Source organism: Mesoterricola silvestris, from assembly GCF_030295405.1.
GTDB classification, from domain to species: Bacteria; Acidobacteriota; Holophagae; order Holophagales; family Holophagaceae; genus Mesoterricola; species Mesoterricola silvestris.
The window spans coordinates 638,705-659,604 of sequence record NZ_AP027080.1 but is presented as its reverse complement, the minus strand read 5'-3'; the positions used below and the strand labels follow the sequence as shown (position 1 = coordinate 659,604).

The following is a 20,900-nucleotide window of genomic DNA, read 5'->3' as shown; positions in this document are numbered from 1 at the left end:
GACAAAATGGACCCTTTAGGATCCGCAAAATGCAAGAGATGGACAAGGCCTTCGATTTCAAGACCGCCCAGCACCGGTGGTACGAGCGGTGGGAGTCCTCCCGCATCTTCGAGGCCCAGCCCGGGAGCGGAAAGAAGCCCTGGTCCATCGTCATCCCGCCCCCCAACATCACGGGCAACCTGCACATGGGCCACGCCCTGGTGTTCACCCTGCACGACATCCTCACCCGCTTCAAGCGGGCCCAGGGCTACGACGCCCTGTGGGTGCCCGGCGTGGACCACGCCGGCATCGCCACCCAGGTGGTGGTGGAGCGCCAGCTGAAGGAGGCCGAGGGCAAGACCCGCCACGACGTGGGCCGGGAGGCCTTCCTGGAGCGGCTCTGGTCCTGGAAGGACGAGAACCAGGGCGCCATCGAGAACCAGCTGCGCCGGCTGGGGGCCTCCGTGGACTGGACCCGCAAGCGGTTCACCATGGACCCCGACCTCAACCGGGCCGTGCGCAAGGTCTTCGCGGCGTCCTACAAGGCGGGCCGCATCTACAAGGGCCCCCGCATGATCCAGTGGGACCCGGCGAGCCAGACGGCGCTTTCCGACCTGGAGGTGAAGTACGTCGAGCGCCACGGCAAGCTCTGGCACATCCGCTACCCCATGGCCGACGGCAGCGGCTTCATGGTGGTGGCCACCACCCGGCCCGAGACCATGCTGGGCGACACCGGCGTGGCCGTGCACCCCGAGGATGAGCGCTACGGCCACCTGGTGGGCAGGACCGTCAAGCTGCCGCTCACGGACCGGGAGATCCCCATCGTGGCCGACAGCTTCGTGGACCCCAAGTTCGGCACGGGCTGCGTGAAGCTCACCCCCGCCCACGACCCCAACGACAACGCCGCCGGCAAGCGCCTGGGCCTGCCCAGCATCACCGTCATCGGCTTCGACGCCAAGATGACGGCCGCCGCCGGCCCCGCCTACGCGGGCCTGGACCGCTTCGACTGCCGCAAGAAGGTCATCCACGACCTCGAGGCGCTGGAGCTCATGGAGAAGATCGAGCCCTACACCCACCAGGTGTCCGTGAGCGACCGCAGCGGCGCCGTCCTGGAGCCCCTGGTCTCGGAGCAGTGGTTCATGAAGGTCGACGAGGCCGCCGCCAAGGCCCTGGCCTCCGTGCGCGACGGCCGCATCCGCTTCACCCCCGAGCGGTGGGCGGGGGTGTGGGAGCACTGGCTCGTGAACATCCAGGACTGGTGCATCTCCCGCCAGCTCTGGTGGGGCCACCGGATCCCGGCCTGGACCTGCGACGCCTGCGGGCACCTCAACGTGGAGGAGGAGGCCCCCGCCGCCTGCGGTTCCTGCGGCTCCACGGCCCTCACCCAGGACCCCGACACCCTCGACACCTGGTTCTCCTCGGCCCTCTGGCCCTTCAGCGTCTTCGGCTGGCCCGACGAGACCGGGGACCTCAAGCGCTACTACCCCACCAGCGTGCTCATCACCGGGTACGACATCCTGTTCTTCTGGGTGGCCCGCATGGTCATGGCCGGGCTCACCTGGACGGACGAGGTGCCCTTCCGGGACGTGTACTTCAACGCCCTCGTGCGGGACGAGCACGGCGCCAAGATGTCCAAGTCCAAGGGCAACGTCATCGACCCCCTGCAGACCATGGACGACTACGGCACGGACGCCCTGCGCTATTCCCTGGCGGCCATGGCCGCCCCCGGCACCGACATCTCCCTGTCCGTCTCGCGCCTGGAGGCCAGCCGCAACTTCTGCAACAAGCTCTGGAACGCCGCGCGGTTCGTGCAGATGAACCTCACCCCGGACGTCACCCTCGCCGTGAAGCCCGACCTGGGCGAGGCCGAGTACTGGATGATCCGCCGCATGCGCGAAAGCCTGGGCCTGGCCACCCGGGCCATCGAGGAATTCCGCTTCCACGAGGCCGCCGAGACGCTCTACCACCTGGTGTGGGACGACTTCTGCGCCACCTACATCGAGCTGGCCAAGGTCACCCTGCAGAACGGCACCGCCGCCCAGAAGGCCGCCATCCTGCACTTCCTGGACATCCTCCTCCGCGCCCTGCACCCGGTGGTGCCCTTCCTCACCGAGGAGATCCACGCCGCCGTCATGGAAGGCCGCCTCCCCCAGGGCGAGCCCGAGCTCCTTGCGGCCCGCAGCTGGCCCCTGGACGATCCCCTCCTGGGGGTCGAGGGCGGCGACCCCGACCTGGTGCCCCGCTTCCAGGAAGTCCTCACCGCCTTCCTGCGCCTCAAGGCCGACAACGGCGTGGATCCCGCCCGGCGGGTGCCCGCCTTCTGCACCCTCACGGCCCTGGAGCCCTTCGCCGAGGGCCTCAAGAGCATCGGACGCCTGGAGTCCCTGACCTTCTCCGGGGGCGACATCCACGCCCCCACGCGGGCCGTGGGCGTGGTCACGGGCGGCACCGTCGCCCTGGAACTGGCCGGCCTCAAGGATCCCGCCGCCGAGAAGGCCAAGCTGGAGAAGGAACGCGACAAGCTGGAAAAGGAACTGGAGGCCTCCCTGGCGCGCCTGGCCGACGAATCCTTCGTAACCAAGGCCCCCGAGGCCGCGGTGAACAAGATGCGCGCGGGCGCCGCGGAAAGGCAGGCCCGGCTCGCCAAGATCCGGGAACTCCTCTCGGTCTAGGCCCCGTTCACCGGGCCCCGCCGGGCGTTCACCGGTGGAGGCCCGGCGCCGGCGTATTCGCGGGTTCCTGGTCGCGCATCCGGTCCTACCCTTGAAACCCAAGGTGACCCCATGAGACTCCTGCCCATCCCCTTCCTCCTCTGCGCCGCCCTCGCCGCGGCCCCCCCCTTCCGCACCGAAACCCGCACCGAGCCTCTGGCCATGGGCGCCAACCTCCGCATCACCCAGGGCGACGGCAAGGTGGAGATCAAGGGGTGGGACCGGCCCGAGGTGCAGCTGGTGGCGGAATTCGAAACGGGCCGGATGCGCGGCGAAGCCAAGCTGGAGGTGCGCCGGGTGGCCGACGGGCTCGAGATCGAGGTGGACCGCATGAAGCGCCGCCGCATCCGGTTCCTGTTCTTCGGGCGCTACCACGACCCGGTGTGCAACCTCACCCTCATGGTGCCGCGCAGGCTGAACGTGGAGGTGCGCACCGTGGACGGGGCCGTCGGGATCCAGGAGCTGGAGGGCTACGCCGGGTGCCGCACCGTGGACGGCCCCATCCGCCTCCAGGACATCAGCGGCGAAGTGCACGCCAGGGCCGTGGACGGGACCATCACGGCCCGGAACCTCAAGGCCCGCATCAAGGGCGGCACCGTGGACGGCAACATCGCCCTCAGCCAGGTGGAGGGCGGCGTGGACGTCCACAGCGTGGACGGCTCCATCACCGCCGAAGGCCTGGACGGATGGGGCGAGGGCCTCGCCTTCCGCACCGTGGACGGTTCCATCAAGGTCAAGCTGGGCCAGGCCAAGGGCAACCTGGAGGCCAAGGCCGTGGACGGCCGGGTGCGGGCCAACCTTCCCGGCGCGGTCTACGCCGGGAACAAGCGGAACCGCTTCACCTGCGCCATCCCCGGCCGGGACCAGAAGATCACCTTCCGCACCGTCGACGGGAACATCGACATCGAGTAGCTACTGGACCGACTCGGTCCGGATGGCCAGCTCGCCGCCCTCCACGTCCAGCACCGCCGCGTCCCCGGGCCGGATCCGGCCCTCCAGGAGCATCCGGGCCAGGCGGTTCACCACCACCTGCTGCACCAGGCGCTTCAGGGGGCGGGCGCCCATCTGGGGGTCGAAGCCCTCCTTGGCCAGCCAGGCCAGGGCCTCCGGGGGCACCTCCAGGCGGATGCGCTTCTCCTGGAGCATGGCCGAGACGCGGTTCATCTGGATGCGGGCCACCGCCTTCATGTCCTCCAGGCCCAGGGACCGGAAGGTCACCACCTCGTCCAGGCGGTTCAGGAACTCCGGGCGGAAGTGGAGCTTCAGGGAGGCCTGGATCTCGGCGCGGGCCTTGTCCACCTCGCCGCCGGCCTCGAAGATGGCCTGGCTGCCGATATTGGTGGTCATGAGCACGACGGTGTTGCGGAAATTCACGGTGCGGCCCTTGCCATCCGTGAGCCGGCCGTCCTCCAGCACCTGCAGGAACAGGTCGAAGGTGCGGGGGTGGGCCTTCTCCATCTCGTCCAGGAGGATCACGGCGTAGGGCCGGCGGCGCACGGCCTCGGTGAGCCGGCCCCCCTCCTCGTAGCCCACGTAGCCCGGGGCCGAGCCGATGAGGCGGGTGGCGTCGGCCTCGTGGGTGAACTCGCTCATGTCGATGCGCACCATGGCGTTCTCGTCGTCGAAGAGGAACTCCGCCAGGGCCCGGGCCACCTCCGTCTTGCCCACGCCCGTGGGGCCCAGGAAGAGGAAGGAGCCGATGGGCCGGTGGGGGTCGCCCAGCCCCGCGCGGTTGCGGCGCAGGGCCTCGCTGATGGCCTCCAGGGCCGGATCCTGGCCCACCACGCGCTCCCGGAGGCGCTCCTCCATGTGGAGGAGCTTCTGGATCTCCCCTTCGAGGAGGCGCGATACGGGCACCCCGGTCCACTTGCTGACCACCGCCGCCACGTCCTCCTCCCGCACCTCCTGGCGCAGCATGGCCCCTTCCTGGTCGTCCGAGGAGGCCAGGCGCTTCTCCAGGGTGGGGATCTCGCCGTATTCCAGGCGGGAAGCCACCTCGTAGTCGCCCCGGGCCTTGGCCCGGTCCAGTTCGATGCGCAGGTCGTCCAGGCGCTTCTGGCGGCCGCGGTTCTCCTCGATGCGGGCCTTCTCCTGGTCCCAGCGGGTGCGAAGGGAACGCAGCTCCTCGGTGATGTCGGCCAGTTCCTTGTCCAGCTCCCCGAGGCGGGCGCGGCTGGCGCTGTCCTTCTCCTTGGCCAGGGCGTGGCGCTCCAGCTGGAGCTGCATCTCCCGGCGCTCCCGGGCGTCGATCTCGATGGGGCGGGTGTCGATCTGCATGCGCACCAGGGAGGCCGCCTCGTCCACGAGGTCCACGGCCTTGTCGGGGAGGAAGCGGTCCGCGATGTAGCGCTGGCTCAGGTGGGCCGCCGCCACCAGCGCCGCGTCGCGGATGCGCACGCCGTGGTGCAGCTCGTAGCGCTCCTTGAGGCCGCGCAGGATGGAGATGGTGTCCTCCAAGGCCGGCTCGTCCACGAAGACCGTCTGGAACCGCCGCTCCAGGGCGGCGTCCTTCTCGATGCGCTTGCGGTACTCGTCCAGGGTGGTGGCGCCGATGCAGCGCAGCTCGCCCCGGGCCAGGGCCGGCTTGAGGAGGTTGGCGGCGTCCATGCTCCCCTCGGCGGAGCCGGCCCCCACCAGCAGGTGGATCTCGTCGATGAAGAGGATGATCTCCCCGTCACTGTTCTGGATCTCCTGGATGACGCCCTTGAGCCGCTCCTCGAACTGGCCGCGGTACTGGGTGCCGGCCACCAGGGCGCCCATGTCCAGGGACATGAGCCGCATGCCCTTGAGGCTTTCGGGCACGTCGCTCTTGGCGATGCGCTGGGCCAGGCCTTCGACGATGGCGGTCTTGCCCACGCCGGGCTCGCCGATGAGAACGGGGTTGTTCTTGGTGCGCCGGCTCAGCACCTGCATGACCCGGCGGATCTCCTCGTCCCGCCCGATGACCGGGTCCAGCTTGCCGGACTGGGCCAGGGCGGTGAGGTCCTTGGCGTACTTCTCCAGGGAGGCGAACTTCTCCTCGCCCCGTTCGTCCTCCACCCGCGAGCCCTTGCGGGTCTCCCGGATGGCGGCCTCGATCTTCCTGCGGTCCAGCCCGAAGGACTCCAGGATCTTCCGGGCCTCCGTGCCCGCGTTGCCGAAGGCCAGGAGCATGGCGTCCGCCGCCAGGAACCGGTCCCCCAGGCCGCGGCCCGTGTCGCTGGACACCTCCAGGAAGTGGCGCAGGGCGGGCCCCGCCTGGGGCTCGGCCCCGCCGATGGCCTTGGGCAGCGACGCCAGGGCGGCGCCCGCCGCGTCCACCACGCCGGTGACGGCCTCCGCCGCCAGCCCCGCCTTCTCCAGGATGGGGCGCAGCCCGCGCTCGGGGACGAGGATCGAGGCGAACAGATGCTGGGGCAGGATCTCCGGATGCTGCCCGGCCACCGCGAGATCCCTCGCGCCGACCAGGGCTTCGTTGGCTTTCTGGGTGAACGGCAACATGGCCATGAAATGCCTCCGGAATCAAGCTTAGGCAAGATCTGACTCTTTTCAACTAAAGTTTTCTAAGTGCAAGCCATGAGGTCATTTGTCCGCTTCTAAAAAATAAATCGTTTGTTTTTTGTGGACAGAGGATGGGAACGCACCACGTTTAAGCAGCCGTCATTGCCCGCTACAGCGGGCGAACGATGTCTCCTTTCAATATTTCAGTCATACAAGGGGCCCGTAATGAATTCCCGCCATCCCCTCCCCGAGGGTCTGCCCCCTGGGCGAAGCCGCATTTGGACCTTCCTCCCCTGCCTGGCCCTGGGCCCCCTCCTCCTCCTGGGCACCGCCTGCAGCAGGCGCGGCGGCGGCTCCACCCAGGCCCAGGCCGCGACGGCCCCGGCGGTGACCTCCATCGCCCCCGACAGCGGGTTCCCCGGCGACAAGGACATCATCATCACGGGCACCGGCTTCACCGGGGCCGGCCAGGTCCTCTTCGGCGGCACCCAGGCCCTGGCCTTCACGGTGGAAAGCGATACCCGGATCAACGCCTCGCTTCCCGCCACCCTCCCCTCCGGCGCCGTGAGCGTGAGCGTTCGCAAGGGCGCCCAGGTCGGCACGTCCCCCTCGCCCTTCACCGTCAAGGAGATGCCCGCCCCCCCGGTGCTGACCTCCTTCAGCCCCCAGGAGGGCATCCCGGGCACGGTCGTCACCCTCACGGGTTCGGGATTCCTCGGGATCACCGCCGTGACCTTCGGCGGCGTGCCCGCCTCTTCCCACAAGGTGGTGGACGGCAACACCGTCGAGGCGACGGTCCCCGAAGGGGCCTCCACCGGCCTGATCTCCATCACCGGGATCACGGGGACCGTGGCGAATTCCAGCGGCGACTTCACCGTCGTCCTGCCCGGGCCGGCCATGCCCCACGTCGAATCCCTCGCCCCCGCCACGGGCGTCCCCGGCACCGCCGTGACCCTCACCGGCTCCGCCTTCCTCGGCGCCACCGAGGTCCGCTTCGGGGGCCTCGCCGCGGACGCCTTCCAGGTGAACGCCGACGGGACCCGCATCACCACCACGGTGCCCGCGGGGGCGGCCACGGGCGCGGTCCTGGTCCTGACGCCCGGAGGCACCTCCCCGGCCACGTATGCGGCCATCTTCACGGTGGAGGCCCCGCAGCTTCCTCCCTCCATCGCCGCCATCGAACCCGACCAGGGCATTCCCGGCACCGAGGTCACGGTGACCGGCACCGGCCTCGCCGGGATCACCGGCATCACCTACGGCGGCCTGGAGCTGCCGGCTTCGCGCTACAGCCTGGACTCCTCCACCAGCCTTCGGGTGCGGATCCCCGACGATGCCCAGGTGGGAGGCTCCATCGGCGTGATCACGGGCACGCCCCCCATGGCCACGTCCCCGGAGTTCGTCATGCTCCCCTCCCGCCGGGCCATCGCCCCCCATACCCTCACGGTGACCAAGGCGCCTGATCTCCTGGGCCAGCAATGGCTGAACTATCCGGACGCGCGGCGGTCGGCCATCTACCAGGACCTGAGCCTGCCCCTGTCTCCGGTCTTCCACGCCTACAATCCCGGCGGCGACAACCCGGGTCTCCGGGACGGCAAGTTCGTCGCCTCCTACAGCCTGAGCCTCCTGCTCCCGCCGGCCTTCCTCGAAGTGCTTCCCCGGGCGATCCAGGACCGGATCAAGGCCCTCGGCGTCCCTCCGGCCAACGTGCAGATCCTGGTTTCCACCCAGAACTACGCGTACGACGGCGTGACCCCGGACAACGGCGTCTACCTCTTCCGGCCCCACTACTGGACGGATCCCGACGCGCCGAATTCAGGCATCTACTACAAGGACCACGCCCTTTCCGGTGGGATCTTCGAGGCCGATCCCAAGGTCACCCTTTCAGGCCACCCTTCCGGCGAGTGGTTCGATTTCTCCATCCTGACCCACGGTCCCTCCGCCACGGAGGCGGGCCCCATCGTCGCCTCCGGCAACACGGAGCCCATGGCCGGCTTCGACGTGACCGAGACGACCGGCCTCTACAGCGTGGTCCAGGATGGCGACCGCGTGGCCGTGACCCTGCACATCCTCCTGAACGATGAGGACCAGGCGACCCTCGACGGGATCACCGCCACGCCTCCCACCCTCGGAGGCCTGTTCAAGGCCCTCCTGACCTCCGGCTTCGCGAAGACCCGGGGCATCCAGCTCCTGGGCGACCTGACCCGGCCCGTCATCGCCACCGTGACCCACACGCCCGTGCCCGGCGCCCCCGACCTCCGGGTGACGCTGACCGGGTCGGCCCTCACCGGCGCCCAGGAGGTCCTGCTGAACGGGACGCCCCTGACCCCCCTCCCCGGCGAAAGCAGCGACGCCATCCTCCGGGTGGACCTCCCCGCGGGTTCCACCGGGAACCTCCAGGTGGTGACCCCCCTGGGCACCAGCGATCCGGTCCCCCTGCCCTGAACGATCACCCGCGCAAAAGCCCCGGTCCGCCGACGCAGCCTGGCTGCGCCGACGGACCGGGGCCTTTTCCGGCCCCTACCGCTCCGGGGCCAGTCCCAGGCTCTCGGGGGAGCGCCACAGGGAGCTCAGCAGGAGCTGGCGCATGTGGAAGAACTCCTTGGGAAGCTTGTCGTAGAGCTTCTCGAAGAGCTCCTCGTGCAGGAGGATCTCGTGGCGCCATTCGTCGCGGCGGATGGCCATGGCGGCGCGGAAGCCCTCCTCGCCGAAGTTGGACAGGCCCTCCAGGTGCAGGTCCTCGTAGCGGGGGACCCAGCCCAGGGGGGACTCGGCGGCGTAGGCGCGGCCGTGGACCCGGTCCACGATCCAGTTGAGGATGCGCATGTTCTCGGAATAGCCGGGCCACACGAACTTGCCGTCGGCGTCCTTGCGGAACCAGTTGACGCAGAAGATGCGGGGCGGGTTCTTGATGTCGCGGCCCATCTGCAGCCAGTGATTGAAGTAGTCGCCCATGTGGTAGCCGCAGAAGGGCAGCATGGCGAAGGGATCGCGGCGCACCTCGCCGATGTTGCCGGCGGCCGCGGCGGTCATCTCGCTGCCGATGGTGGCGGCGGTGTAGACGCCGAAGTTCCAGTTCACGGACTGCACGACCAGGGGCACCGTGGTGGCGCGGCGGCCGCCGAAGATGAAGGCGCTGATGGGCACGCCGTTGGGGTTCTCCCACTCGGGGTCGATGGAGGGGCACTGGCTGGCGGGGGCCGTGAAGCGGCTGTTGGGGTGCGCCGCCTTGCGTCCGCATCCGGGGGTCCAGGGCTGGCCCTGCCAGTCGGTGAGCTTCTCGGGGACCTCCTCGGTCATGCCTTCCCACCACACGTCGCCGTCGGGGGTCAGGGCCACGTTGGTGAAGATGGTGTTCTCGGTCATGGAGAGCATGGCGTTGAGGTTGGACTTCATGCCGGTGCCGGGGGCCACGCCGAAGAAGCCCGCCTCGGGGTTGATGGCGTAGAGCCTGCCGTCGGGCCCGGGCTTGATCCAGGCGATGTCGTCGCCCACGGTGGTGACCTTGTGGCCCTCGAAGGCGCCGGGGACCTGGAGCATGGCGAAATTGGTCTTGCCGCAGGCGCTGGGGAAGGCGGCGGCCACGTAGGTCTTCTCGCCGCCGGGCTTCTCGACGCCCAGGATGAGCATGTGCTCGGCGAGCCAGCCCTCGTCCCGGGCCATGCAGCTGGCGATGCGCAGGGCGAAGCACTTCTTCCCCAGCAGGGCGTTGCCGCCGTAGCCGGAGCCGAAGGACCAGATGGCGCGCTCCTCGGGGAAGTGCACGATGTACTTGTCGACCTTGTTGCAGGGCCAGGGGACGTCCTTCTGGCCGGGCTCCAGGGGGGCGCCCACGGAGTGCAGGCAGGGCACGAAATCGCCCTTGCCCATGACGTCCCAGACCTTGCGGCCCATGCGGGTCATGATGCGCATGTTCGCGGCCACGTAGGCCGAGTCGGAGATCTCGATGCCGATGTGGGCGATGCGGGAGCCCAGGGGGCCCATGCTGAAGGGGATGACGTAGAGGGTCCGGCCCTTCATGCATCCGCTGAACAGGCCCCTGAGCTTCTCCTTCATGACCTTGGGGGCGATCCAGTTGTTGTTGGGGCCCGCGTCCTGCTTGCGGGCGGAGCAGATGAAGGTGCGGTCCTCCACCCGGGCCACGTCGCTGGGGTCGGAAAGGGCCAGGTAGCTGTTGGGGCGCTTGGCGGGGTTCAGCTTCTGGAAGGTCCCGCTCTTCACCAGCTGCCCGCACAGATCGTCGTACTCCTCCTGGGAGCCGTCGCACCAATGGATCCGGTCGGGCTGGCAGAGGTCGGCGACCTCCTGGATCCAGGCGACGGCTTTCTTGTTGTGCACGTAGTCAGGGACGTTCAGCACGGCGCTCATATGCCAGTCTCCAGTAGCATGTCCCGGGAAAGCCGGAAAGGCCCGCTATTCCCTCAAACAGCTGATTGAAATCAGTCTAGACATGGGGTTTTCCCCCCGCAATGCGGAAGAAGGGCCCCGGTATGCCGCCCCCCCCCTTCTTGGTATGCTGGAACCGCATCAACCCCTTGTCCCATGGGCTTCTGGGCCCCGGCCCGGGCCTGTGTGACTTAAATCATTCTCCAGCGGCACCCGGCGGGCGGATCATAAGCTCCTGCCACCCGCCCTAAATCATCGAGGAGAGGCCGTGTCCATCCATCCCGAAGCCCAGGATCGCAACGATCGCCTCAAGGCCATCAACCCGGCCATCGCCGGGGCCCTCTCCCCCCTCGGACAGCGTTCCTTCTTCCCCAAGGGGATCCCCTACCAGGCCGGCCAGAGCAAGGGCTGCGCCATCAACGCCACCATCGGCCAGATCACCGACGGCGCCGGGAACCCGCTCCCCCTGGCCCCCATGGCCGAGAAGCTCGCGGGCCTCAACCCCAAGGACGCCTTCCTGTACTCCCCCATCCAGGGCCGCGAGCCCGCCCGCAAGGCCTGGCACGACAAGCTGGTCAAGGAGGACGCCCGCATGGAGGCCGTGGGCCTTCCCGTGGTGAGCGCCGGCATCTGCCACGCCCTGACCATGGGCGCCGAGCTCTTCTTCGGCAAGGGCGACACCCTGGTGCTGGCCGACCTCTACTGGGACAACTACGAGCAGATCTTCAACATCCGCCTGGAAGGCGATTTCCGGCGCTTCCCCTTCTACAACGCGGCCATGGGCTTCAACGTCGAGGGCCTGCGCGACACCCTCGCGGCCGTGAAGGGCAAGGTCCAGGTGCTCCTGAACTTCCCCAGCAACCCCAGCGGCTACAGCCCCACCCCCGCCGAGATGAAGGCCATCGCCCAGGTGCTGGTGGACGCCGCCAAGGACCGCACCGTGGTGGTCTTCTGCGACGACGCCTACCACGGCCTCGTCTTCGACGAGAAGGCCACCACCAAGAGCCTCTTCTTCGAACTCATCGGCCGCAGCCCCAACCTCATCCCCCTGAAGTGCGACGGCGTCACCAAGGAGCTGAGCTTCTTCGGAGGCCGCGTGGGCTTCCTCTCCTTCGGCGTGGACAAGGAATCCGCCGCCATCCTGGTGGACAAGTGCATGGGCCTCATCCGCTCCGGCATCGGCAGTCCCGTGGGCCTCAGCCAGTACCTCATGGAACTGGAACTGGCCGACGCCCGCCACGAGGCCGAGTTCGAGAAGATGCGCCAGGTGCTGGGCCGCCGCTACGACGTCCTGCGCAAGGCCCTGGACAAGCCCGTTCCCCACTGGACCGTCTATCCCTTCAACGCCGGCTGCTTCTGCCTCCTGGAACTGCGCGCGGGCCTCAACGCCGACGCCATCCGCCAGAAGCTCATCGCCGAGGAGAGCGTGGGGGTGGTGAGCCACGGCGACAAGTACATCCGCCTGGCCTTCTGCTCCATGAAGGAGGAGGCCATCCAGCCCCTCATCGACGCCCTAGAAAGGGTCTGCGCCCGGAGCTAGCCCCCCTCCGTCTTCCAGCATCCCCTTCATCCTATTCATCCAATTTCATCCCCGTTCCCGCAGGGCCAGTGCCCGGATGGGTCGGCGCATGCAGATCAACGACGCGCCGCCCCACCTCATCGCTGGCCCTGCGGGAACGGGGATGAAATTGGATAAACAGGATGAAGGGGATCAGGCGTCGAGCCCAGCCGGTTCCCGGCGATGGACAACCCGGTTCTGGACAACCCGTCCATCCCGGGGCGAAGCTGATGGGATGAATCCTTGGCGCGGCCTCAAGGGCCTTCCCCGCGGAATGTGGGTGCTGGCCCTCAGCACCCTCGTGAACCGCATGGGCACGATGGCGGTGTTCTTCCTCGCGCTGTACCTGGTGGGGGGGCGCGGGTGGACCGAAGCCCAGGCCGCCACGGCCTTCGCGGTGTACGGGCTGGGGGCCCTGGCGGCGAGCCCCTTCAGCGGGTGGTTCTCGGACCGGTTCGGGCACCGGCTGACCCTGGCCCTCAGCCTGGGGCTGTCCGCGGCCCTGCTGATGGCGATCCCCTCCGTCCATTCCCGGGCGTTCCTGCTGCCGGTCATCGCCCTGTGGTCGGCGGCGACCCAGGCCTACTACCCGGCTTCCATGGCCCTCATCACCGACCTGGTGCCCGGGGAGAAGCGCAAGCAGGCCTTCGTGCTCCACCGCCTCGCGTCCAACCTGGGCATCTCGGTGGGGCCGGCCCTGGGCGGCTTCATCGCCCACGCCTCGTACGACGCCCTCTTCTGGATCGACGGGCTCACCACCTTCCTGGGGCTGGGCGTGCTCCTGGCCTTCGTGCCCTCCCCGCCCCCCGAGCCGGCCCCCGCCCTGCCCAGCCTCCCGGGCTGGAAGGACCGGCGCCTCCTGTGGCTCCTGGCCGCCATCCTGCCCGCCACGGCCGTCTTCACCCAGATCCACGGCGCCCTGCCCCTGTGGGTAGTCCAGGGCCTGGGCCGCGGCACCCAGGTCTTCGGCCTGCTCTTCACCCTGAACACGGGGCTCATCCTCCTCCTGGAGGTGGCCGTGAACCACCGCCTGGCCCACTGGAGCCACGGCCACCAGCTGGCCCTGGGGGCCGGCCTCATCACCCTGGGCTTCGCCTCCCTCGCGTGGATGCGGCCCCTGCCCCTGCTGGTGGTGGCCACGGTGGTGTGGAGCCTCGGGGAGATGGTCTTCCTCCCCGCCTCCACCGACGCCGTGGCCTCCCTGGCGCCCCCGGACCGCCGCGGGCAGTACCTGGGCCTCTACAGCCTCGTGTGGACCGTGGCCCTCACCGTGGGGCCCTGGCTGGGCCTGGTGGCCTACGGGTGGGGCGGCCCCTGGGCGGTGTGGGGCGGCTCCGGCGCCCTGGGGCTGGTGAGCGTGGCCCTGGCCTTCCGGAAGTCCTGAGGCCCCATCCCCGGTATCCTGGATGTTTCGAGGTTCTCCGGATGTCCACTCCCATGCTCACGCAGGTCGCGGCCCTCAAGCGCGAGGCCGGCGATGCGATCCTTTTCACCCGCATGGGCGACTTCTACGAGCTCCACGGGGAGGACGCCGTGAAGGCTGCGCCCGTCATGGAGATCGCCCTGACCCTCCGGGGCCGGGGGACGGAGTTCGAGACGCCCATGTGCGGCGTGCCCCACTTCGCCCTGGAAAGCTACCTGCCCAAGCTCCTGGCGGCGGGCTATTCCGCGGCCATCGCCAATCCCACCGCCAAGCCCGAGGAGGTCAAGGGCCTCCTGCCCCGGGCCATCACCCGCATCATCACCCCCGGCACCTGGCTGGACGACGACGGAAGGTGGCTGGCGGCCGCGCACCGGGTGGGGGAGAGCTGGGGCATCGCCCTCCTGCAGCTGGCCTCGGGCCAGCTGCGGGTCATCCCCGGCGAGGGCCTGCCCCTCCTGGCCTCCACCCTGGAGCGCCTGGGCCCCCAGGAGCTGATCCTGGCCGAGGGCAGCCCCGATCCCTTCGAGCTGGAGGCGGCCCGGACCCGCCTTCCGGTGTGGCGCTTCGAGGCCGCCCGGGCCCGCACCCAGATACTGGCCTTCTTCGGGTGGACCCACCTGGAGGGGGTCGGCCTGGATCCCTACCCCGCGGCCATCGGCGCCCTGGGGGCCCTCCTGGACCAGGTGGAGGCCACCCAGAAGGGCCGGCCCGCGCACATCCAGGGCGTGAACCTGGAGCTGGGCGCCGCCGGGCCCCTCCTGGACGCCACCTCCGCGCGGCACCTGGAGGTCTTCGCCAACACCCTGGACGGATCCCGCGCCGGCAGCCTCCTGGAGCTCATGGACCAGTGCCGCTCCCGCCTGGGCTCGCGCCTCCTCAGGGCCTGGCTGGACCAGCCCCTGCGGGACCGGGCCGGCCTGGAGCTGCGCTGGCGCCAGGTGGCGTGGTTCACCGAGGACCGCCACCGGGAGCCCATCCAGAAGGTGCTGGCCTCGGTGCCGGACCTGGACCGGATCCTGGGCCGCGTGGCCCTGGGCCTGGCCACCCCGCCGGAGCTGGCCCAGCTGCGGGACGGCCTCGCCCGGGCGGGCAAGCTTCCCGACCTCATCCAGGAGGGGGGCTGGTTCCAGGAATCCCAGGAACTGGACGTGTGGCCCGGGGACACCCCCACCTGCGGCGAGCTGGTGGCGGAGCTGCGCCGCTGCCTCGCCGAGGCTCCGCCCCTGGAACTGGAGAAGGGCAACACCATCCTGGACGGCGTGGACCCGGAACTGGACGCCGTGCGCCGCCTGGCCCGGGACGCCAAGCAGGTGATGCTCGAGCTGGAGGAGGAGGAGCGCGCCGCCTCGGGCATCAACAGCCTCAAGATCAAGTACAACCGGGTCTTCGGGTACTACTTCGAGATCACCAAGGCCAACCTGGCCTCGGCCCCCGCCCACTTCATCCGCAAGCAGACCCTCGCCAACGCCGAGCGCTTCACCACCGAGAAGCTCATGGCCTTCGAGCAGCGGCTGCTTTCCGCGGAATCCGACCTGCTGCGCCTGGAGGAGGCCCAGTTCAAGCGCCTCCTGGCCCGGGTCCTGGAGGACCGCGGGGCCCTCACGCGCCTGGCAAGGGCCGTGGCCAAGGTGGACGTGCTCTGCGCCTTCGCGGAGCGCGCGCGCCTTTCGGGCTGGACCCGGCCCGAGGTGAGCGAGGACCGGGAGCTGATCCTCGCCGGCGCCCGGCACCCCATGCTGGAGGCCCGCCTGGGCCGCGAGTGCATCCCCAACGACCTGCGCCTTCCCGCCGGAAGCTCCATGGCCGTGGTCACCGGCCCCAACATGGGCGGCAAGTCCACCTTCCTGCGCACCGCGGCCCTCCTGGCGGTGCTGGCCCAGGTGGGCTCCTTCGTGCCCGCCGAGCTCATGCGGTTCTCCCTGGTGGACCGGATCTTCACCCGCATCGGCGCCTCGGATTTCCTGGCCAAGGGCCAGTCCACCTTCATGGTGGAGATGACCGAGACCGCCCGGATCCTCAACCAGGTCACCCCCGCCAGCCTCGTGATCCTGGACGAGATCGGCCGCGGCACCAGCACCCGGGACGGCCTGGCCCTGGCCGAGGCCATCGCCCTGCACCTGCGCGACCTCAAGGGCGGCGAGCCGCGCACCCTGTTCGCCACCCACTACTTCGAGCTCACGCGGCTCGCCGACGACCCCCGCATCCAGAACCTCCACGTGGAGGTGCAGGAATGGGAGGAGCACCTGCTCTTCCTGCACCGCATCGCCGAGGGCCCCGCGGACCGCAGCTACGGCATCCAGGTGGCGCGCCTGGCGGGCCTTCCCAGGTCCGTCATCGCCGCCGCCCAGCGGATCCTGGCGGAAACCCCGGAAAAGCCCCTGGAGGAGAAGCGCTCCCGGCGCCAGGCCCCGGTGCAGCCCGCGCTGCCCCTCTTCGAGCCCGAACCGGATCCCCTGCGGGAGGAGCTGGCCGCCCTGGACCTGAACCGCATGACCCCCCTGGAGGTCATGGCCTGGGTGGCAGCGCGCCAGAAAGGCTCGTGACCACGTCCACGACCCCTTCCCGCTGCAGTTCGGACAGTTCCCAGGGCAGCCGCGGCCCGTGGGCGGCGCGGTCCAGGCCTTCCAGGGCCTCGGCGCCGGCCCAGGCGTTGCGGCCGGCGCGCTTGGCCAGGTAGAGGCAGGCGTCGGCGATCTCCACCACCTTCTCCCAGCCCATCCAGGTGGTGTCCCGCAGGCTGAAGGGGTAGGCCGCGTAGCCCACGGAGCAGGTCCACCGCACCACCTCGCCGCTTTCCAGGGTCAGGGACTGCTCGGCCATGAGGCTGCGGATGCGCTCGGCCAGGAAGGGGGCCTCGGCCCGGGTGGAGTTGCGGGCCATGACCAGGAACTCCTCCCCGCCCCACCGGATGACCCCGTCGGTTTCCCGGGCGGCCTTGCGCAGCACCTGGGCCACGATCTCCAGCACCTGGTCCCCCACGTGATGCCCGAAGTTGTCGTTGACCACCTTGAAGTGGTCCAGGTCCACCATGAGGAAGAGGAGGTCGTTGTTGGGAAGGGCCTGGCCCGGGGTCCAGTCCCGGTAGGAGCGCTGCACCTTCGCGGTGTCGTCGTCCACCACCACGGACAGGAAGCGCCGGTTGTGGAGCCCGGTCAGGGGGTCGGAAAGGCTCTGGGCCTTAAGGGCGAGGTTGGCCTTCTCCAGGGCGTGGTTGGCCTTCAGGAGATCGCCCGTGGCCTTGTCCACGAGGCCCGCGAGCCGCTCCTTCTGGCGCGCCAGGGTGCGCAGGCGCCAGTTCATCACCTGGGTCACGGCGCCCAGGGCGGTCAGGACCTCCAGGGTCGTGAACCACCAGGTGCGCCACCAGGGCGGCAGGACCTCGAAGGCAAAGGTGGCCGCGGGGCCGAAGGCCATGCCCGGATAGGCAGCGCGCACCTCGAAGGTGTACCGGCCCCCGGGGAGGGCGGCGTAGCGCGCCTGGGGCACGTCCGTGGACCGCCAGTCGTCCTCGAGCCCGCCCAGGCGCACCTGGTACACCACCGCCTTCTCGTTCACGTACGTCTGCGAGGCGAACCGGAATTCCAGGGTGGCGTCCGCGTGGCTCACGGGTCCCTGGACGTCGGCCCTGTGCCGGCCCCGGGTGACCTGGGTGATGGTCGTGACCAGGGGCGGCAGGTCCCGGGGCCTCCTCCCGTCCAGGACGTGGGAGAGGCCCGTGGACGTGCCCACCCACACATCCTGGTTGCGGTCCACCAGGATGGCGTTCTGGCTGCAGTCGTCCCCGGCGAGGCCGCTGCCCCGGCCCAGGAGGAAGGTGGAGGGGCCGGACACGATCTCCACGCCCCGGTCCGAGCCCAGCCAGAGCCGGCCCCGGGCGTCGACGCCCCCCGCGTAGACCACGTTGGAGGCCAGGCGGCCTCCCGCGTCCAGGCTCTCCAGCACCTGGATGGCGCCCCCGGCGTAGGCCACCCGGGCCGCGCCCCGGGGCTCCCGGTACAGGACCCATGCGGTGCCGTCCTGGGCCAGGGCGATGCCGTTGAGGGGATCCACCTTGAGGCCCTGGGCCTGGCCGAAGCGGTGCCAGCCCCCCTCGTCGTGGAGGATCAGCCCGGCGCTGGTGGCGCCCCAGATGCGCCCCTCGCCGTCGGCCACCAGGTGCCAGGCCACGAAGGTGGGGATCCCGGCCTGGGCCGGGCCGTAGTCCAGCCTGGATTCCCTCGTGCGGGAATCGATGCGGAACACGCCCCGGCTGGGATCGGCCAGCCAAAGGATGCCGTCCCTGCCGCAGGCCACCGACTGGGAGCGCTGCGGAGGGGCGAGGCCCCCGGCCCGGAGGCTCCGGTGGAAGTTCTCGGTGGCGGCGGCGCCCCGGGGTTCGAGGGTGCGCAGCGGCGCGTTGGTGGACCCGATGAGGAGCGCCCCCGAATCGTCCTGCACGAGGCTCGTGACGTTGAGCCCGTCGGTGCCCGGAACCCGGGACCAGCCCCTTTCGCCCAGGAGCGCCAGGCCCTCGCTGGTGCCCGCGAAAAGCCGCCCCGAGCGGTCCCGGAAGACCTGCCACACCAGGTCGGAGGGCAGGCCGTCCTCGGCGGTGAAGGTGCGCACCTGGCCCCGGCCCAGCTGGCGGTACACCGTCGGCCCCACCACCCACAGGTTCCCTTCCCGGTCCCGGAGGGAGGAGGCCGTCCACCGGCAGGGGAGGCCCGCGGCCTGGTCGATCACTTCGTGGTCGTCCCCCCTCAGGCGCAGCAGACCGGCATTGGTGGGGATGCCCACGGTCCCGTCCGGCTCCCGGCTGATGATGCAGGATGCGAAGGGCGGCGCGGGCAGCCAAGAGGAGGCGTCCCGGAAGGCGGCCTCCCCCGGATCCTGGTACCGCAGGAGGCGCCGCCCCACCACCCAGAGCCGGCCCTCCCCGTCCACGGCGAGGGTCTCGATGCCATCCACGGGCAGGCCGTCCTGGGTGGTGTAGCGCACCCAGGGGGCCTCCTTGCGCCGCTCCCACACCTGGCCACCCACCACCGCGAAGATCGAGGCGGTCGCCGTGCGGCAGGCCAGGGCGTGGCCCTGTCCGCTGGGCACTTCGGCCACCCGTTCCATCCCTTCCCCCCCCTGCCGGTACAGCCCGTCCACCCCCAGGGCCCACAGCACCCCGTCGCCGTCCAGGTCCACCGCGGAGCCCCGGATGGGCCGGAAGGTGCGCCCCTGGTGGAGCACCGGGGTGAACACGCCCTTGTGGAACTTCATCAGGCCGCCTTCGGTGATCACCCAGATGCCCCCTCCCCGCCGCCGCAGGACCCGGTTCACGGCGGTGGAGGCCAGGCCGTCCTCGGCGGTCCACTTGCGGAAGGCCACGCCGTCGTACCGCACCAGGCCGGAATCCGCGCCGATCCAGATGAAGCCCTCGGAGTCCTGGGCGATGCTGGTGAGGCCGGGCTCCACGAAGCCCTGCTCGGGTCCGTAGGTCTTGAAGAGGTACCGGCCCGGGGCCTCGGCCCGGGCGAAACCCAGGGCAAGCAGGCAGGCCACTACGGTTCGGAACAAAGACATGGGGGGATCCGGTCTACCGGGCGCGCAGGTGAGGCTACCCCTGGTGGGTCGGAGGGGGGGCCGGGGGGAAGGAACGAGGACGTTCGTGATGTTCCTTAAAAATACACTGCCCGGACGCGCAAGGGCTTGGGAATTTCCAACAACCTACTTCGCGGGGTCCCTGCGCTCCAGGAACGCCTCCGACCCCTTCATCACCGCTGCGGGTCCCTGGGAGGCCTTCCAGCCCTTGCCCGCGCCCCACGCCCGGGCCAGTTCCAGGGCCTCGGGGTTCCCCGGGGCGAGGGCCAGCACTTCGGCCAGGTCCGCCCGGGCCAGGGCGGCGCGGCCCGTGCGGTGGAAGAGCAGGGCCCGCTTCAGGAAGCCCCAGGGGTTCCCGGGCTCCTTCGCCACCACCTCGTCGTACTCCGCCTGGGCCTCCTGCATCCGCCCCTCCTCCTCCGCGGCCTCGCCGCACAGGAGGTTCGTGACGGCGCAGAACCCCAGCCAGGCCTTCTGCTCCCGGAACTGCGCGGGGGTGTAGATGGCCTTGCGCCGGACGCCCTCGGCCACCTGCGCGAGGCGCCGCAGGGCCTTCTCGGTGTGGCCGTCCACCCTCGCGAAGACCTCCGCGTCCCCCGAGCCCCGGAAGAAGTCCGGGCTGATGCGGCCCTCGGCGCGGTACGTGTCGAAAAGCCGGGTCCCCGGGTACAGCGCCAGGGGCGAAACCTGCACGTCGTGGGGCAGGGCGCTGCGGATGAGGTCGCAGGTGATCTCCACGTCCGCCCATTCCTCGCCGGGGATGCCCGTGATGAGGTAGATGCCCAGGTTCATCCCCACCTTGCGCACAAGGGTGAGGGCCTTGAGGGCCTGGCGCATGTTGGTGCCCTTGTCCAGGAGCTGAAGCACGCGCTCGCTGCCGTGCTCCACCCCGAACTGCATGAACTCGCACCCGGCCCGCTTCATGGCCACCAGCCGGTCCTCGTCCACCAGGTTCACCCGGCTCTGGCAGTTCCACAGGGGGTGCATGCCCGAGCCCCGGATGAGGTCCATGAGCTTGAGGATCCGCCCGCGGTTGGCGGTGAAGGTGTCGTCCCGGAAGCTGAAGTAGGTGAGGCCGTGGCGCCGGCGCAGGAGGGTCATCTCCCGGAGCACCGCCTCGGGGCTCCGGAAGCGCACGGAGCTGCCCCAGAATTCCGGCGTGTTGCAGAAGTTGCAGGTGGCGGGGCAGCCCCGGCTGGTGCTGAGGTAGGAGAGCTGGCCCGGGTCGTCCAGGAAGTCCGCCTGGAAGTGCTCCACGGGGGCGCCCATGACGTCCAGGTCCTCCATGGGCGGGGCGCTGGGGGTCTCCCCGTCCCGCAGGATGAGCCCCGGGGCCGTGCGCCAATCGGCGCCCCGGGCCATCACCTCGGCCAGGGGGATCTCCCCCTCGCCCTTGACGATGGCGTCCAGGGCCGGGCAGTCCTCGAAGACCTCCCGGGCCAGGTGCGTGGGGTGGGGCCCCCCCGCCAGGAGCACCGCGTCCGGGCAGGCCTCCCGGGCCAGGGCCAGCAGGTCCGAGCTGCGCTTGCGGTTGAACGTGAACATGGACACGCCGATGACGGCCGGATCGTGCCGGCGCAGGTAGACCAGGATCTCCTTGCGCCCCTTGCCGCTGAGGTTGGCCAGGCGGCAGGCGTGGCCCCGGGACTTGAGCATGGCCTGAAGGAAGCCCAGGCCGATGGGGAGGAAGGTCATCCACTCGTCCCCGTACCCGCTCCTGGGCGCGCTGTAGAGAAGGAGCGCGCCGCCCCCGTCCTTTCCGGTCTTGCCCCCCATGGTCCCCCCGGATTCCATTTCA

10 protein-coding genes are annotated in these 20,900 nt (G+C 70.1%); 6 read left to right on the top strand and 4 right to left on the bottom strand.

Annotated elements, in window-relative coordinates; all coding sequences use genetic code 11:
- Positions 1 to 29: 29 nt before the first annotated feature.
- Both R2J76_RS02825 and R2J76_RS02820 read left to right on the top strand, forming a co-directional pair.
- Complete coding sequence (locus R2J76_RS02825; RefSeq protein ID WP_316414265.1) at positions 30 to 2,651, top strand: valine--tRNA ligase; 2,622 nt, start codon at positions 30 to 32, stop codon at positions 2,649 to 2,651.
- A gap of 111 nt (positions 2,652 to 2,762) precedes the next feature.
- On the top strand, positions 2,763 to 3,602 hold the full coding sequence (locus R2J76_RS02820; protein ID WP_316414264.1) for a DUF4097 family beta strand repeat-containing protein: 840 nt from the start codon (positions 2,763 to 2,765) through the stop codon (positions 3,600 to 3,602).
- Here the strand turns inward: R2J76_RS02820 and R2J76_RS02815 are convergent, their stop codons facing one another.
- Positions 3,603 to 6,176 carry an ATP-dependent Clp protease ATP-binding subunit gene (locus R2J76_RS02815; RefSeq protein WP_316414263.1) on the bottom strand — a complete coding sequence of 858 codons (2,574 nt, stop codon included), beginning with the start codon at positions 6,174 to 6,176 and terminating at the stop codon, positions 3,603 to 3,605.
- Positions 6,177 to 6,395: 219 nt separating this feature from the next.
- On the opposite strand from R2J76_RS02815, the gene R2J76_RS02810 reads away from it, so the two are divergent.
- The gene (locus R2J76_RS02810) at positions 6,396 to 8,612 is read left to right on the top strand and encodes an IPT/TIG domain-containing protein (RefSeq protein WP_316414262.1); all 2,217 of its coding nucleotides are present in this window, start codon (positions 6,396 to 6,398) and stop codon (positions 8,610 to 8,612) included.
- Between the two features lie 75 nt (positions 8,613 to 8,687).
- On the opposite strand, the gene R2J76_RS02805 is transcribed toward R2J76_RS02810, so the two are convergent.
- On the bottom strand, positions 8,688 to 10,535 hold the full coding sequence (locus R2J76_RS02805; protein WP_316414261.1) for a phosphoenolpyruvate carboxykinase (GTP): 1,848 nt from the start codon (positions 10,533 to 10,535) through the stop codon (positions 8,688 to 8,690).
- A gap of 286 nt (positions 10,536 to 10,821) precedes the next feature.
- On the opposite strand from R2J76_RS02805, the gene R2J76_RS02800 reads away from it, so the two are divergent.
- The 3 genes from R2J76_RS02800 to mutS all read left to right on the top strand — a co-directional run bounded on the left by R2J76_RS02800 (position 10,822) and on the right by mutS (position 16,077).
- A complete protein-coding gene (locus R2J76_RS02800; protein ID WP_316414260.1) occupies positions 10,822 to 12,093 on the top strand; it encodes an aminotransferase class I/II-fold pyridoxal phosphate-dependent enzyme in 1,272 nt (423 codons plus the stop codon).
- A 253-nt stretch (positions 12,094 to 12,346) separates the two neighbouring features.
- Positions 12,347 to 13,495, top strand: a complete 1,149-nt coding sequence (locus R2J76_RS02795; protein WP_316414259.1) for an MFS transporter — start codon at positions 12,347 to 12,349, stop codon at positions 13,493 to 13,495.
- Positions 13,496 to 13,548: 53 nt separating this feature from the next.
- Positions 13,549 to 16,077, top strand: coding sequence for a DNA mismatch repair protein MutS (gene mutS, locus R2J76_RS02790; protein WP_316414258.1), 2,529 nt, complete (start codon positions 13,549 to 13,551; stop codon positions 16,075 to 16,077).
- On the opposite strand, the gene R2J76_RS02785 is transcribed toward mutS, so the two are convergent.
- Positions 16,040 to 19,084, bottom strand: a complete 3,045-nt coding sequence (locus R2J76_RS02785) for a ligand-binding sensor domain-containing diguanylate cyclase (RefSeq protein WP_316414257.1) — start codon at positions 19,082 to 19,084, stop codon at positions 16,040 to 16,042. The two genes, mutS and R2J76_RS02785, sit on opposite strands and share 38 nt — an antisense overlap.
- Positions 19,085 to 19,228: 144 nt before the next feature.
- Positions 19,229 to 20,878 (bottom strand): B12-binding domain-containing radical SAM protein, encoded by a 1,650-nt coding sequence (locus R2J76_RS02780; protein ID WP_316414256.1) that lies wholly within the window; start codon positions 20,876 to 20,878, stop codon positions 19,229 to 19,231.
- Between the last annotated feature and the right edge of the window lie 22 nt (positions 20,879 to 20,900).